We start from the raw sequence: 14,270 nt of genomic DNA, 5'->3' as shown, positions 1-14,270 counted from the left end.
GATCGGATGTTAAGCAGTTATTTCAAACAAGTACAGGAACGTCTGGAGCTTGTCGAGAAAAATGAAGCAAAGGCGATGCTTGAAGCAGCCGGGAAAGTGGCATCTGCCATTCAGTCCGGCGGCATCATCCAATTGTTCGGCTGCGGGCATTCGCATATTCTGGCGGAGGAAGTGTTTTACCGCGCCGGTGGTTTGGTGCCGATCAAGCCGATTTTTGTGGAACCGTTGATGCTGCACGAAGGCGCGGTCCAATCGTCGCAACTTGAGCGGCAAAGCGAGTATGCGGCAGGATTCCTGAAAGAACAGGACTTCCGCGCAGGCGATATAGTCTTTATCATCTCGACTTCCGGCCGCAACCCCGTGCCGGTGGATGTTGCATTGGCGGCGCGGGAAAAAGGGGCATTCGTCATCTGCCTGACGTCACTGGAGTATTCCGGTAACCAGCCCTCGCGCCACATAACAGGCCAACACCTGTTTAATGCAGTAGACCTGGTCATCGACAATCATTCCGTGGCAGGGGATGCGATCCTGTCATACGAAGGTGTCGACGTTCCATTCGGTCCGACTTCCACTGTCGTCGGAGCGGCCATACTGAACGGCATTTTCGCGGAAGCCATTAAGAAAATGGCTGATGCGGGCTTTGAACCGCCCATTTTCCGGAGCGGCAATATCGACGGAGCGGACGAACATAACACGCAAATGATCAAGAAATACCACGAACGGATTCCATTGCTTTCCTGATCGTTTTTAGTGCACGGCAGAGATTTTCTGCCGTGCTTTTTTTTGTGCGATTAGGGCTGAACGTGCGTATATGCCCATATTCCGCAAACAACCAAAGAAATCCACATCAAAAAGCCAGCCACAGGTCCACTGTGGCTGGCTCTTAAACTATTTCCTTACACAACGCCAATCAAAATCGAAATTCCAAGCAAGACGATACTGAATCCCCACATGATTGGAAGCGAATAACGGATATGGCGCCCCATTTCGAGTCCGGCCAATCCAAGAGCCAGCCAAAGAGCTGGAGAAAACGGGCTGACGAATGTGCCGATGATATTGCCGATGATCATGGCATAGGCAGCCGACAACGATGATACGCCGAATTCAGTAACCACTTGTTCCACAATCGGGAATAAAGCGAAGTAATAAGCATCAGTACTAAGCAATAAATCAAAAGGTACACCCAAAAATCCGATGATGATGTGAAGATACGGAATGACGAAGGCGGGCAGGATTTTCACCAGATCATTGGCGATTGAATCCAGCATCAAGGTGCCGTTCAAAATACCAAGGAACGAACCGGCTGCCAAAATGATGGCGGCCATCAACAATGCGTTTGGTGCATGGTCTTTGATTCGGTCCATCTGGTCTTTCATATTCGGGTAGTTCAATGGCAAAGCCAAGCTGACACCAATCATAAAGGCAAAGCCGGCAGGGATGATGCCCCAAACCAAAATGCCGATGACGGCAATGGCCAAAAGGGTATTGACCCAAAGCAATTTCGGACGGCGAAGAGATGCGGCTTTCAATGAAGCTTCATCTTGCGCACCTTTAACAAGGGGCTGTGCTTCTTCATAAAGTTCTTCGTTAAAATCTCCGCGTTTGGCAATCAAGCGCTTTTCACGGATGGCCAATAAAACAGCCAATCCAATCAACAACACCAACCCAATCACCTGGACTTTGATCAACGGGCGCCATAATTCGGTAACATCAACGCCCAGCACAGCTGCCGTACGGCCAAGTGGGCCGCCCCAAGGCAGCATGTTCATGATACTGGCGGAAGTACCGACCAATAGCAGCAACAAATAAGGATTCATTTTCAAGCGTTTATACAAAGGCAATAAAGCAGGGATGGTGATCAGGAATGTCGAAGCGCCTGATCCATCAAGTTGTGCGACTGCTGCAATCAGCACAGTTCCGACTGCCACTGCAATGACATTTCCACGTGATACCGCAATCATTTTATTGATCAGCGGGTCGAACAAGCCGACATCCTGCATGATGCCGAAAAACAGAATCGCGAAGATGAACATGATGACAACGCTCATCACTGATTCAATGCCGCTGTTGAAGAAATCGCCGATTTCAGCAAAGCTGAAGCCCGCTACAAAAGCAGCAACAATCGGCACAAGAACAAGCGCGACGATCGGTGTGATTTTATTGCTGATCAACAATCCGACAATGACAACGATGGTCAATAATCCAATAAGACTTAACATAAGAATTCCTCCCTGTAGATAAAAGACTAAAATGAAGGAGGAATTGTAAACGCATACAAAATCGCATTTTGTGTAAAATCCCTCTGCTTCTAAGTTATTGTTCTTAACTTAGCACAGAGGGATTTGAAAAATAAGATTATTCAATTAAGCAAACTAAAGAGCATTAAGGTGGTTTTGATCATTTTGTCCACGGAATATAACGTCTTTCGGGCCTGCCGATTTCTCCGTAATTCAATTGTGCTTTTGCTTCGCCGATGGAAACGAGATGTTCCAAGTAACGCCGGGCAGTGGAACGGCTGACGCCCACCGCTTTTCCAGTCTCCATGGCGTTGAGGCCTTCCGGGGCGGAGGATTGCAGAATTTCGATGACGCCGACCAAGGTCAGCTGGTCAATGCCTTTAGGCAAATGCCCATCAGCCGTCTCGGAAAGAACGGCAATAGGTTCGATGCCAATCAGCCTGTCGATGTCCGTCTGTTCCAGTTCTTGCCGGGAAGCAAGCAATGCTTTTTGTTCGCCGAAGCGCAATAGTGCTTGTTCAAAACGGGAAAAATCCACCGGCTTGACGAGGTAATCGAAAATGCCGCAGCGCAGCGCTTCTTCAATTGTGGCCGTATCCTTGGCAGCCGACAGCATCATCACGTCAACAGCGTGGAAACTGTGCCGGATTTCCTGAAGCAGTTCCAGCCCCTTGCGGTCAGGAATAAAAACGTCCAGTAAAATCAAATCCGGCAGCTGTCCGCAACTTTGCAGGAACGCCATCGCTTCATCGCCTGTTTTGGCGACGCCATCGACTTGGTAGCCAGCGACCTGCTCCACAAGCTGGCGATTGATTTCGGCAACGCGGAAATCGTCTTCAATAATCAGTACATGAAGCATCTGTCTCATAACGCATTCTCCTTTTTCGGTAATGAAACGACAAAGCAGGCTCCGCCGAGTTCACTTTCCTCTGCATGCAATTCACCGCCGGCACCGGCAATAAGCTGTCTCGTGGTATTTAGCCCATAACCGCGGTCTGGGCCGCTTTTCGATGAAAAGCCCTTGTCGAATAATTGTTGCTCTTGCCCATCCGGAATTCCCGGTCCCGAATCATCGATTTCCAGTAAGATATCATCTCCGACGTCCGTGAAATAGAGGCTGATTTGCTTTCTGTCCGGCGAACATTCCTTCACTGCGTCAAGTGCATTGTCGATCAGATTGCCGATGGCGGTCAGCAATGCACGGCTTTGCTGTTCCGACAAAGGTGTCTGCAGCCGGCTATCCGGGTCAATCGTGAGTTGGACCTGCTGTTCGCTTGCTTGATTGAGCTTGCCGATCAGAATGCCACTGATCAATGGATCGTTAACTTTGTCGATGACTTGCTGGATCCATTCCTGCTGAATGTCATTTTCCATCCGAATAAAATCAAGGACTTCCTCCTTTTTATTCAAATGGACCAGCCCTGAAATGGTGTAGAGCTTATTGGAAAATTCATGGGTCTGTGCGCGCAGCGCGTTGGCGTATTGCTTGATATGTGACAGCTCTTTTGTCAGCCGGTCGATTTCGGTTTTATTGCGGAAAGTGGAAACGGCGCCGACCAGCGTATCTTCATAATAAATCGGACCTGAGTTGACGTAGACCGCATAGCTGCCATAGACCTCTTCCTGATCAAAATGGCTCGTCCGGGTTTTCAGGATATCCGGCAAATCGGAAGTAGGGAGGACTTGCCGAATGGGCTGGCCAATGAGTTTGTCCCCATCCCGTTCGTTGCCGAACAACAATTGCTGGGCCATCTGATTGAGCAAGGTAATCCTTCCGGTATCGTCCACGGCGATGATGCCTTCGTGTGTCGACTGCAGGATGGTCTCTTTCTGAAACAGCAGGCGCGAGATTTCCTCAGGTTCCAGGCCATGCAGTTTCCGTTTAATATAGGTGGCGATGGCAACCGCAACAATAATGCCAACCAGCCCAATGATCAACAGCATCAGCCATAACTCATGGTTGTAGTCGCCGATCAGCGTCTGGATGTCTTTAGCGAGAAACCCAACGGACACGACACCGATAATGTCATCTCCTGAGTAAATCGGCACTTTCGCGCGCAGTGAATTGCCAAGCGTTCCAGTAGCCTCAGAAACATAGGATTCACCGTTGTTCAGTGCTCGTTCATTGTCTTCGCCGACCATCTTTTTGCCGATCTGTTCAGGATTGGGGTGCGAGTAGCGGATTTCGTCCCTGTTTCCGACCACGATAAATTCAGCCGCGGTTGACTGCTGAACCGGGGAAACGAGCGGCTGAATAATCGCCGCGGGATCTTGCGTTTTAAAAGCCTCCGCAATATCGGGATTGAGCGCCACGCTTTCGGCTACGCTCAGGGCCTGTTCGCCCATCTGAGCTTCCAGCGTATCGGTGATGAAGTGGTTGAGGAAAATGCCAATGACCAAAACGATCGACAAAATCAGCAGAGCGATCAATCCGATCATCTTCATTTTTAAATTTATGGTGTCTTTCGGCTGAAAAGGCCGCTTTTGGATATCAGCTTTGTGGAATCGGATCATGGTGAAAAGCTCCTTCATACAGATGTGCTTTTTGTAATAATACCATATGTGGAAAGCGGGGGATCCATGCTTCTTCCAGGCGGAAATCTGGTTCAGTGGAATAAATGCTCGTTCATCAATGAAAAAAGCATCCTCCGCGAAAAATGCAGAGGATGCTGGCTTTATTCAGCGGATAATTCGCTTTCAGTGACCCATTTATGGTTCGTGACGTCTTCATCGGTGTCAGTTGTTTTAAAGTCGACCATGTAGACGGTGGTTGTTTCTGCCGAATCGATCGTGGCCGTGGCGCCGTCCATGCCTTCCATATGATCGGCGGCAATCACCGCTTCATCACCTGGAGAAAGGGGGGCGTCTCCGGGATTCTTCAGTTCTTCATGAATCACCCATTTATGGTTTTCGACCGGTTCGCCGCCTGAGGTCGGTGTGAAACTCAACGCGTAGACGGTCGTGTCGTATGCACCGGAGATGGTCGCTTGAGCGCCGTCCATTCCAGGCATGTGATCCGCACTTATGATAGCTTGGCTGCCAACAGGAAATGTCGGATTCTCAGCTTCGGCCAGTCCTTCCGGCACTTCGCCGGAACTGGAATGATCCATTCCGCCGTGCCCCATCTCTTCGTCCATTTCTTCATTCAACTCGATTTGGTTGTCGGGATCTGCCGGGTTCACTGCGTTTTCCGCCGGTTCGTTGCAGGCCGCCAATGTGACAGCTGTCAAAGTGGCCATCGTCATCAGGAGAAAGTTGTTTTTCTTCATGTGAATCCCTCTTTCATGTGTTTGGTCTTTACACTGTACCCAAAAAATATGCAAATGCTGTGCAGAATCTGCACAAAAAATCAAAACTTTTCTTGTACAATGAATCCAGATGGAAAGACGAAAGGAATGAGCGGAATGAACAGAAAATGGATTGCAGCTCCTTTGCTGGCAGGCCTGTTGCTTGCAGGATGTGGAGAAGCCGAAGAACCGGAAGAGTCAAACCCGGAGACGACAACCACCGGCGAGACGGAGACGAATGAAACAGCCGAAACCACGGAGGATTTTGAAGTAGCTTTTGATGGACGCATGGATCATGTCCACGGTATGGGTTATATTGAAAATGAAGAGGGCCTTTATTTTGCCTCGCATCACGGGTTGAAGATTTACCGGGACGGAAAATGGCTGGAAACCAGTGACCATCTCCATGATTACATGGGCTTTAATGCAGTGGATGACGGCTTTTATACATCAGGCCACCCGGGTCCCGGATCGATGATGCAAAATCCGATCGGCATCCAGCGCAGCAAGGACGGCGGCCGGTCGCTCAATCACATGGGCTTTGAAGGAGAAACGGATTTTCATGGCATGGCGGCCGGCTACCGCAGCCACCACTTGTTTGTTATGAATCCGCAGGAAAATTCACAGATGGGACCAGGGTATTTCCGCAGTGAAGACGAAGGAGAGAACTGGCAACAGGTAAGCGGAACAGGGCTTGAAGGCGAGGTTTCTTCTTTTGCGATGCATCCGAGCGATTCGCAATTGATTGCCGCTGCGACCACTGAAGGGATCTTCCTGTCGAAAGACGGTGGGGAAAGCTTCACCCGGCTGACGGAAGATGGAATCTACGGAACCGCGGTTTTCTTCAATGAGGAAGCGTTGTATTACGCAACATATGGCACACAAGCGGAGCTCATCCAGTATACTTGGGAAAAGGATGAAGAACAGGCGTTTGAACTGCCGGATATGCCGGAAGATGGCATCCTCTATATTGCTCAAAACCCGTTGGATACTGATGAAATAGCCTTTTACACAGCTGCGGGGCATGCTTTTATTTCTGAAGATGGCGGAGGTGCCTGGAAGCAGATCCTGAATGCTGGACAAGTTGAAGAATAACAGAAATTTCCTTGATTGGCGGAGGTCCACATGTTCAATAAATTATCCTTGAAAATCGGCTTGTTGTTTTTTGTTTTTATTTTAATCATCGAAGCGCTTTTATTTTCAACGCTTTATTTCACATTGGTCAATGAACGCGTTGACGAAGTGATGGAGAATTTATTGGCGCGCGGTGAGACACACAGCGATGTGCTGGAGGATAGTTTTGAAGAGATGACGTTAACCCATGTCGGCATTATGGAATCGGCCTCTGATTTTATTGTCGTCATTACCGATGCTTCGGGTGAAATTCTAGTCAATTCCGATGCGTTGGAACCTGAAATGGTGGAAGTGCTCGAGCATACCGATTTCGAAGAGGTGCCTGTCGACGGAGCCATCATCGAGGAAGACTGGCAGGACAAGCGCTATATCGCGACGGACAGTCCCATTACGATAGACGGCCGCCATGAAGGGCATGTCTTTATGTTTGCGCCAACCACCAACATCGAGCGCATCATTGGCCATCTGAAAAACCAATTTCTGTGGATTGGCATGATTACAGTGGTCTTGACCATCATCACCATCCTGCTGCTGTCGCGGTTCATCACGCTGCCGCTGATCCGTATGAAGGAAGCGACGGAGCAATTGAGCCAGGGCAACAACCGGGTGGATCTGACAAATGAACGAAATGATGAGCTCGGGGAATTGGCGAACGCCATCACCAAATTGTCGACGGACCTCGATCACCTGAAAAATGCCCGCAATGAATTCCTGTCGAGCATTTCACATGAATTGCGGACACCACTGACTTATATCAAGGGCTATGCAGATATTCTGGACCGTCCGGACACGACAGAGCGGGAACGCGAAGAATACATGGGCATCATCCGTGAAGAAGCCGCTCATTTAACGGTGCTGGTCGGAAATCTATTCGACTTGGCAAAGCTGGACCGCAATCAATTCGCCATTGAGCAGAACGACGTTTCGATTGCAGCATTGTTGAAGTCGGTGGCGCTGTTGGTTAAACCAGCTTTTGACGAACAGCAAATTTCATTGTCCGTCAATTGCGGGGAAGATATCCAGGCCTTTATTGATTCTGAACGCATTCAACAGGTGTTGTTGAACATACTCGACAACGCCCGCAAACATTCAAGTGCGGGTGGCCATGTAGATGTGGAATGCTGTGAAGAAGGGGATGGCATCGCCATTCGAGTCAGTGACCAAGGCCAGGGAATTCCCCAGGAAGAGCTGCCCTTTGTCTTTGACCGGTTGTACCGCGTAGAAAAATCACGGTCACGTGAACGTGGAGGATCGGGGCTGGGTTTGGCAATCGCCAAAGAAATCGTCGAGTCGCATGGCGGCAGAATCCGCATTGATAGCCAATTGAACAAAGGGACCGCTGTTACGATCCGGCTGAAAAGGGGTGGAAATCATTCATAAAGTATTATTGGTCGATGACGAAAAACGGATGCTCGATCTGGTGGCGCTGTATTTGCGGCCATATGATTACCGTTGCGTCAAAGCAGACAGCGGCATACAGGCACTCGAGCTGTTGAATAAAGAAGCCTTCGATTTGGTGCTGCTGGATATCATGATGCCGGATATGGACGGCTGGGAAGTGTGCCGCGAAATCCGCAAATTCTCCAATGTGCCGATCATCATGCTGACTGCCCGTGAGCAGCAAGAAGACATCGTTAAAGGGCTTCGGCTTGGAGCGGACGATTACATGACGAAGCCTTTTGGAGAAGAGGAATTGCTGGCGCGGATGGAAGCTCTGCTGCGCCGCAGCGCCCCGCCAAAGCGCATTGAATTGGACGGCTTGGTCTGGGAAGAAGAGGGTTTCGAGTTGAGCTTTAACCACCAGCCGATCCGCCTGACACCTAAAGAGTTTTCCATGCTCGGCCTGTTGATGAAAAACCCGAATAAAGTATTCGAGCGGGACCGCTTGCTCGAATTGGTGTGGGGCTTCGACTCGGAAACGGAAGGCCGCACAGTGGATTCACATGTCCGCAACGTTCGAGAGAAAATTCGTCAGGCCGGCTTTCCAATCGACGACCATTTCCAGACAGTATGGGGCATCGGTTATAAATGGATCAATTAGAAAACCGCTGTTGAGAAACTCTCGACAGCGGTTTTCATTGTGCCTTTGGGCTGGTTCGTGCTTCAACTGCCTTACACCAATCGTTCACCCGATACCGACCGTGCTGCATGAATCCCGCTGGCGGCCGCGCCTATGGTTCCGCCGCCAGGGAAAATATGATCGCCGCAGACATACAGGTTGGGCAAACCGGAATGATGCGAAATGGAATTGAACAATGCCGCATCCAAAGTTTGCGGGAAGCCCCCGACGAAGCCATTCGGACGTCCTGCAAAACGTTCCCACGCTTTAGGCGCGCCGCTTTCCATATGGACGATGGCTTCCCGGAATTCAGGGATGGCATCTTGGATGGCCTGGAGCATGCGCTCTGTTAAAACCGCACGCGTCTCTTCGTATTTTTCTTTGCCAATCCACTCGTCTGTCCGCGAATGCGTAGAAATCGTCACGGTCTGAAAACCTTCAGGCGCACGCAATTCGTCGCCGGGAACAGAAGAGGACATGAAAAAATGGCCGCCTTCTGCCAGCCCTTCACCTGTTGAAATCTGGCGGAAAGCGGGCAGCGGTTCTTTCAGCTTGGCCGAATCGACCGCCAGATACAGCGTCAGGGTCGCCCACGTCTCGCCGGCAATGCCGTCGCGCAACGAAACTTTCAGTTTAGAAACCAGCTCTGGCGCCAAAATCTTCGGCAATTGCTGGATCGGCACATTCAAGATGACATCCGTTGCTTCATAGACATTGCCGCGATGATCGGTTGCCATCCACAAGTTGCCTTTCCGTTCCAACTTCTCCAGCGTCCGCCGCTTTTTCAGGACACCGCCATTGTCTTTCAGGCTGTCGCCCATCAATTCGGAAAAACGGTATAAGCCGCCGGGCACATAATAGGCCCCTTCATGGTAAATATCAAGCGCCACTGCCGCCAATAAATACGCCACATCTTCGCTGCCGGTCTGCATGCTGTCGATCAGCAGGCCGTCGAGCATATGGCGAAACTCCTGCAAGTCACCAAGTCCATGCTTTTTCAGCCGCTGGCCTAGAGTTTGATTAAAGAAAGGCAAAAGCTTGACATGTTTTGGACGTATGGATTTTGCCAGAAATGCCCATTCGGCCGCCGTTGAAGGAGGCAGGGCAGGGAGCGGGTCCATCAAGGTGCGGACAATGGCCGCAGTCTGGTAGATTTCCTTGTAGAACGCACGAATCTGCTCGCTGCTTTGAGGAAAGTGTGCCACGACGCCTTCCACATGGTGCGTGCGGTCTTTTTGGAACATAAACGTTGCTTCTGGATGGATCATCTCCATGACTTGCTCAAGCGGTTCGATGGCCATCGGTTTGCCGAGAAACCGGAAGACCCGCTCGTGGATGCCTCCCGGTTCAAGGCCCATGCCAAGCGTGGCACCGGCAGGAAATAAATACTTATGGCGCTTGAATTTCCCTGCACAGCCGCCGAGTTCCGAAGAAGCTTCGAGCAGCGTCACCGGCCATCCCGCTTTTGCGAGCAACGAACCCGCTGTTAATCCACCGATGCCGGCGCCTATCACCAATACTGTTCGAGCCATCCGAATCCACTCCTTTGGTTCCATTATGTCGAAAAACCCCTATTCCTGCCATCATAAAAGCCCGGCTGCCGGGAATCTCCCAGCAACCGGGCTTTCAGTAAAAGATTAAGCTACGCTGCGGCAAGCTTCTGCACATTTCTTGCAGGCCTCCGCACATTTTTGGCAGTGGTCATGATCGTGTTTCGCACATTCATCGCCGCATGCTTCACAAATGGCTGCGCAAGCTTGTGCCAACTCAGCAACGAATGGAGAGTTGCGGGTAATGGCGTGTTCCAGATACGCACAAATATCTGCACATTCCCGGTCCAAGCGAATGCATTGCGCCATCATCTTCACATCGTCTTCCTGTAAGCACGCGTCAAAACAGTGGTTGCACGCTGCTGCGCAATCGTGCAAGGTTTTAATCAGTTCTGCATGTTGTTCATGTGCCATCAATAAAACCTCCAGTTTCAGATTTTGTTGCTTCTCTTTTTGATTTCCCTTTCACTTGCTAATTAAACGGAAATCGAGAAACTCCACAAAAACTGCACAATCAGTTTTTTGGCGGCCCTTTTAAATCACGCAGTTGTTCATTGTATTCTTCCTTGGTGATTTCGCCGTTGATATAGCTCTGATGCAGCGCATCAACCGCTCGGTTCGGTCCGCTTGGCTCTGTACTTGCTGATTTTTTGCGTGCTTTAAGCAACGTCAGCCAAAGCAATGTTCCGATTCCGGCTAACAGAACGATAAATCCAACAGCGATGGTTACGCCAAGTGCCGGGTTGCCCGGCGTGAAAAACTCTCCCATGGTCTCCAACTTCCTTTCTGTAACAGACGTTATGGTTTGGTGGATTGTTTCTCCAACTCTTTCATGCGTTTCCGATATTCTTCTTCGCTGATTTCGCCATTGGCATACTGTTCCGCCAGCAGCTTGGATTGCTTATTCTGTGGCGGCAGAATGTCGCGTGGCATGCTTTTGCGGCTCGTGTAGATGACCAAGCCGATAAACGCCATCACCAGAAACATCAGGAACAGCAACATCCACAAGTATAACGGAATTCCGGGGGCGACAGTTTCCATACTCTTCACGCTCCTCCCTGAAATAAAATCACGCTTTGCTCTCTATTCATTTTACACGTTTCACCATGTGAATAAGAGCACAAATCTACAATTTAGGTTTTTCCTGCGCAAAAAATTACGGATGGAAAATTCTGATAGGTATGCTACGATGGTCTACATATAAAAAGGAGGAACCGCCATGTTCATACATAAAATTGACGAAGACCTGTCCCTCAAACTTCAGGAAATGCGGGATGCCGAACGGATTTTCGAACTAACTGATGCCTCGCGGGACTATTTGAAAGAGTGGCTGCCATGGCTAGATTTCACCACTAAATTGCAGGATACCCAAGACTTCATCAAGTCCGGCAGCAGCAACTTTGTTGAAGGAAAAAGCCTGGGCGCAGTGATTCTCTATCAAGGGGAAATCGTCGGAATCGCAGGTTTCAACAACATCAACCATGCCAGCAAGACAGCCTACATCGGTTACTGGCTGGGCCACGAATACCAAGGAAATGGCATCATGACCCGCGTCGCCAAAGCCTTGACCGATTATGCGCTGAAAGATCTCCAGTTGAATAAAGTCGAGATCCGTGCAGCAGTCGGCAACCACAAAAGCCGCAGCATTCCTGAACGCCTAGGCTATACCGAAGAAGGCACCATCCGCCAAGCCGAATGGCTGTACGACCACTATGTTGACCATGTGGTGTATGGGATGTTGGCCTCTGAATGGGAATAGGAAAAGCGAGGGCGGCCGTTTAGCTCTGCCGAGTGGACGATCTGGCGAAGCGGCTCGAGGAGCTGGCTGCGGAGTCTGGACAAGGAAAAGCGTAAGCGCCCGTTCTGTGCTGATGATTCTTATACACTTCCATTACCCTATTACCCAAAAGCAAAGCAGCAAACCCGCTGCTTTGCTTTTTTAAAAATGAGCGTAGAATACAAAGTATCAACAGGTTTTTATTCTGACTGGAGGGAATGCGTATGGACACCAGCATCTCCATCAATAAACTCAGCAAAACCTATGGGAAAACGGCAGTGCTCAAAGAAGTCGACCTGCAAGTTGCAGGCGGCGAGATTTTCGGATTGATCGGTCCATCGGGTTCGGGGAAAACCACTTTGGTGAAGATGATTGTCGGCATCGATTCACCGAGCGGCGGTATGGTAGAGGTGCTCGGCAAACAGGTGCCCAATTTGTCGTTGCTCCAAGACATCGGCTACATGGCGCAATCCGACGCTTTGTATCCGGAACTGACGGGCAGGGAAAACCTGCGCTTTTTCGCTTCACTTTACAAAATGAATCAGGCAGTGCTGAAAGAACGCCTCGCCTATGCAGCGGATTTGGTCCAGTTGACTGATGAACTTGGCAAGAAAGTAGCTGCTTATTCGGGAGGCATGAAGCGCCGATTGTCGCTGGCTATCGCTTTGGTCCACGATCCGCAAATTTTGATTCTGGACGAGCCGACTGTCGGCATCGATCCGGAACTTCGATTGTCGATTTGGAACGAATTGATGCTTTTGAAACGCCAGCAGGGAAAAACCATCATTGTAACAACGCATGTTATGGATGAAGCGGAAAAATGCGATCGCATCGCCATGGTTCGTGAAGGCGGAATCCTGGCAACTGGCACGCCGGACGAATTAAAGGCTGCATATGGAGCAGTTGATTTGGAAGGCGTCTTTCTGCAGGCAGGAAGGGGTGCGCAATGAGAATTTTGGCATTGATTAAACGGATCATGCTGCAGCTGCTGCGCGACAAGCGGACAATGGCACTACTGTTTTTTGCGCCGCTCATCGTCCTGACCCTGATGTATTTCTTTTTCAACGGCGATAATGAAAACCCGCGGCTTGGCGTTGTCGGCGGCACTGAGCTGCTCACCGTTGCTTTGGAAAATGCGTCGATCGATGTGGTTCCCTATAGTGAAGCCGATAGTCAAACCGTCGTCGAAGATGGATTGGACGGCTTGCTGGAAGTAAACGATGGCGGTTTTCAGGTGACATTGGAAAACAATGACCCAGGCACATCACGGGCTTTATTGATGCAGGTGACACAAGCTGCCGCTATGCAAGGGGGAGCGGGAGTCTCTGCAAGCATTGAAGCGGAATACATTTATGGAGATGCGGAGACGGAATTCTTTGATGTTCTCGGACCGATACTTGTGGGCTTTTTCGTTTTCTTTTTCGTCTTCTTGATTTCGGGAATCGGTTTGTTGAAAGAACGGGTGTCCGGAACCTTGGAGCGATTGCTGGCGACGCCAATCCGGCGCTGGGAAATCGTTTTCGCCTATTTGATCGGTTTCGGGATTTTCGCCATCATCCAAACCATCATTGTGGTGTTTTATTCCATTCGGGTTTTGGAGATGGTCATGGTCGGCCAAGTGTGGCACGTCATCGTGATAAATCTTATGCTGGCGTTGGTGGCCTTGTCGCTCGGCATTTTGCTGTCGACTTTTGCATCCTCCGAATTCCAAATGGTCCAGTTCATCCCGATTGTCGTCGTTCCACAAATCTTCTTCGCCGGCATCATCCCGCTCGAAGGCATGGCAGATTGGCTGCAGAACATCAGCCGCATCATGCCGCTGTACTATGCGGCCGATGCCTTGAAAGCCATCATGTACAGAGGGGAAGGGTTGGCGGATGTTTCCAGCAATTTGCTGGCACTCGCTACTTTTGCGGCGGTTTTCATCTTCCTGAACATCATCGCTTTAAAGCGGTACCGCAAATTATGAAATCAAAGAAAGCTGTTCGCTGCGGCGGGCGGCTTTTGCGATTCTTTAGGTTAAAGCAGTCGGATTCATGAGATCGGCAATTCTTGGTAATGAAACGCAGTTCGCGCAGGCGGACTGCATCATTTTTCGGGCTTGAACGGGGTTGGAATTCTTGGGGCTTGTAGGGAGCTGGATAGTTGAGGTAGCAGGGGCGGATAGTGAGGTAGAAACGTGGAGTGTTCATGTAGAGGTGTGGAATTCATGTAGAGAGTGAAATA

The 14,270-nt window shown here is 50.1% G+C and carries 15 protein-coding genes; 7 read left to right on the top strand and 8 right to left on the bottom strand.

Annotated features, from left to right (window positions below):
• Nucleotides 1–6: 6 nt before the first annotated feature.
• On the top strand, nucleotides 7–741 hold the full coding sequence (locus H9630_RS15430) for an SIS domain-containing protein (RefSeq protein WP_191716387.1): 735 nt from the start codon (nucleotides 7–9) through the stop codon (nucleotides 739–741).
• A gap of 155 nt (nucleotides 742–896) precedes the next feature.
• Here the strand turns inward: H9630_RS15430 and H9630_RS15425 are convergent, their stop codons facing one another.
• From H9630_RS15425 to H9630_RS15410, 4 genes are all read right to left on the bottom strand, one after another.
• Nucleotides 897–2,219: a CitMHS family transporter gene (locus H9630_RS15425; RefSeq protein WP_191716386.1), complete on the bottom strand. Its 1,323-nt coding sequence runs from the start codon at nucleotides 2,217–2,219 to the stop codon at nucleotides 897–899.
• A 178-nt stretch (nucleotides 2,220–2,397) separates the two neighbouring features.
• The gene (locus H9630_RS15420) at nucleotides 2,398–3,105 is read right to left on the bottom strand and encodes a response regulator (protein WP_191716385.1); all 708 of its coding nucleotides are present in this window, start codon (nucleotides 3,103–3,105) and stop codon (nucleotides 2,398–2,400) included.
• Nucleotides 3,102–4,751, bottom strand: a complete 1,650-nt coding sequence (locus H9630_RS15415) for an ATP-binding protein (protein WP_225218584.1) — start codon at nucleotides 4,749–4,751, stop codon at nucleotides 3,102–3,104. The genes H9630_RS15420 and H9630_RS15415 overlap by 4 nt, the downstream gene beginning before the upstream one ends.
• A gap of 161 nt (nucleotides 4,752–4,912) precedes the next feature.
• Entirely contained in the window at nucleotides 4,913–5,506 is a 594-nt protein-coding gene (locus H9630_RS15410) for a YdhK family protein (RefSeq protein WP_191716383.1), read from the bottom strand.
• A 135-nt stretch (nucleotides 5,507–5,641) separates the two neighbouring features.
• Between H9630_RS15410 and H9630_RS15405 the strand changes: the two genes are divergently transcribed.
• The 3 genes from H9630_RS15405 to H9630_RS15395 are packed head-to-tail and all read left to right on the top strand — an operon-like array spanning nucleotide 5,642 to nucleotide 8,699.
• The gene (locus H9630_RS15405) at nucleotides 5,642–6,619 is read left to right on the top strand and encodes a F510_1955 family glycosylhydrolase (RefSeq protein WP_191716382.1); all 978 of its coding nucleotides are present in this window, start codon (nucleotides 5,642–5,644) and stop codon (nucleotides 6,617–6,619) included.
• A 30-nt stretch (nucleotides 6,620–6,649) separates the two neighbouring features.
• The gene (locus tag H9630_RS15400) at nucleotides 6,650–8,038 is read left to right on the top strand and encodes a sensor histidine kinase (RefSeq protein WP_191716381.1); all 1,389 of its coding nucleotides are present in this window, start codon (nucleotides 6,650–6,652) and stop codon (nucleotides 8,036–8,038) included.
• Nucleotides 8,031–8,699, top strand: coding sequence for a response regulator transcription factor (locus tag H9630_RS15395; RefSeq protein WP_191716471.1), 669 nt, complete (start codon nucleotides 8,031–8,033; stop codon nucleotides 8,697–8,699). Before H9630_RS15400 ends, H9630_RS15395 begins: the two co-directional genes overlap by 8 nt.
• Before the next feature lie 71 nt (nucleotides 8,700–8,770).
• On the opposite strand, the gene H9630_RS15390 is transcribed toward H9630_RS15395, so the two are convergent.
• From H9630_RS15390 to H9630_RS15375, 4 genes are all read right to left on the bottom strand, one after another.
• Nucleotides 8,771–10,249 carry a phytoene desaturase family protein gene (locus H9630_RS15390; RefSeq protein ID WP_191716380.1) on the bottom strand — a complete coding sequence of 493 codons (1,479 nt, stop codon included), beginning with the start codon at nucleotides 10,247–10,249 and terminating at the stop codon, nucleotides 8,771–8,773.
• 105 nt (nucleotides 10,250–10,354) lie between these two features.
• Complete coding sequence (locus H9630_RS15385) at nucleotides 10,355–10,681, bottom strand: four-helix bundle copper-binding protein (RefSeq protein WP_191716379.1); 327 nt, start codon at nucleotides 10,679–10,681, stop codon at nucleotides 10,355–10,357.
• 100 nt (nucleotides 10,682–10,781) lie between these two features.
• Nucleotides 10,782–11,036: an SHOCT domain-containing protein gene (locus H9630_RS15380; protein ID WP_191716378.1), complete on the bottom strand. Its 255-nt coding sequence runs from the start codon at nucleotides 11,034–11,036 to the stop codon at nucleotides 10,782–10,784.
• 29 nt (nucleotides 11,037–11,065) lie between these two features.
• Complete coding sequence (locus tag H9630_RS15375; RefSeq protein WP_191716377.1) at nucleotides 11,066–11,308, bottom strand: SHOCT domain-containing protein; 243 nt, start codon at nucleotides 11,306–11,308, stop codon at nucleotides 11,066–11,068.
• Nucleotides 11,309–11,486: 178 nt separating this feature from the next.
• Here H9630_RS15375 and H9630_RS15370 point away from each other — a divergent pair, with 178 nt between their 5' ends.
• The 3 genes from H9630_RS15370 (at nucleotide 11,487) to H9630_RS15360 (ending at nucleotide 14,013) form a co-directional block, all read left to right on the top strand.
• Complete coding sequence (locus H9630_RS15370) at nucleotides 11,487–12,026, top strand: GNAT family N-acetyltransferase (RefSeq protein WP_191716376.1); 540 nt, start codon at nucleotides 11,487–11,489, stop codon at nucleotides 12,024–12,026.
• A 242-nt stretch (nucleotides 12,027–12,268) separates the two neighbouring features.
• Nucleotides 12,269–12,994, top strand: a complete 726-nt coding sequence (locus tag H9630_RS15365; protein WP_191716375.1) for an ABC transporter ATP-binding protein — start codon at nucleotides 12,269–12,271, stop codon at nucleotides 12,992–12,994.
• Nucleotides 12,991–14,013, top strand: a complete 1,023-nt coding sequence (locus tag H9630_RS15360; protein WP_191716374.1) for an ABC transporter permease — start codon at nucleotides 12,991–12,993, stop codon at nucleotides 14,011–14,013. The genes H9630_RS15365 and H9630_RS15360 overlap by 4 nt, the downstream gene beginning before the upstream one ends.
• Nucleotides 14,014–14,270 lie beyond the last annotated feature (257 nt).

Origin of the sequence: Planococcus wigleyi (genome assembly GCF_014836985.1) — a bacterium.
Lineage (GTDB): Bacteria > Bacillota > Bacilli > Bacillales_A > Planococcaceae > Planococcus > Planococcus notacanthi.
Note: the sequence above shows the minus strand (reverse complement) of the source record. Positions and strands in the feature narration are given on the sequence as shown.

What these genes read in the sequence shown, in the direction of transcription:
- H9630_RS15430 (WP_191716387.1), top strand. Translation starts at nt 7, where the DNA reads ATGTTAAGCAGTTATTTCAAACAAGTACAGGAACGTCTGGAGCTTGTC.
- H9630_RS15425 (WP_191716386.1), bottom strand. Translation starts at nt 2,219, where the DNA reads ATGTTAAGTCTTATTGGATTATTGACCATCGTTGTCATTGTCGGATTG.
- H9630_RS15420 (WP_191716385.1), bottom strand. Translation starts at nt 3,105, where the DNA reads ATGAGACAGATGCTTCATGTACTGATTATTGAAGACGATTTCCGCGTT.
- H9630_RS15415 (WP_225218584.1), bottom strand. Translation starts at nt 4,751, where the DNA reads ATGATCCGATTCCACAAAGCTGATATCCAAAAGCGGCCTTTTCAGCCG.
- H9630_RS15410 (WP_191716383.1), bottom strand. Translation starts at nt 5,506, where the DNA reads ATGAAGAAAAACAACTTTCTCCTGATGACGATGGCCACTTTGACAGCT.
- H9630_RS15405 (WP_191716382.1), top strand. Translation starts at nt 5,642, where the DNA reads ATGAACAGAAAATGGATTGCAGCTCCTTTGCTGGCAGGCCTGTTGCTT.
- H9630_RS15400 (WP_191716381.1), top strand. Translation starts at nt 6,650, where the DNA reads ATGTTCAATAAATTATCCTTGAAAATCGGCTTGTTGTTTTTTGTTTTT.
- H9630_RS15390 (WP_191716380.1), bottom strand. Translation starts at nt 10,249, where the DNA reads ATGGCTCGAACAGTATTGGTGATAGGCGCCGGCATCGGTGGATTAACA.
- H9630_RS15385 (WP_191716379.1), bottom strand. Translation starts at nt 10,681, where the DNA reads ATGGCACATGAACAACATGCAGAACTGATTAAAACCTTGCACGATTGC.
- H9630_RS15380 (WP_191716378.1), bottom strand. Translation starts at nt 11,036, where the DNA reads ATGGGAGAGTTTTTCACGCCGGGCAACCCGGCACTTGGCGTAACCATC.
- H9630_RS15375 (WP_191716377.1), bottom strand. Translation starts at nt 11,308, where the DNA reads ATGGAAACTGTCGCCCCCGGAATTCCGTTATACTTGTGGATGTTGCTG.
- H9630_RS15370 (WP_191716376.1), top strand. Translation starts at nt 11,487, where the DNA reads ATGTTCATACATAAAATTGACGAAGACCTGTCCCTCAAACTTCAGGAA.
- H9630_RS15365 (WP_191716375.1), top strand. Translation starts at nt 12,269, where the DNA reads ATGGACACCAGCATCTCCATCAATAAACTCAGCAAAACCTATGGGAAA.
- H9630_RS15360 (WP_191716374.1), top strand. Translation starts at nt 12,991, where the DNA reads ATGAGAATTTTGGCATTGATTAAACGGATCATGCTGCAGCTGCTGCGC.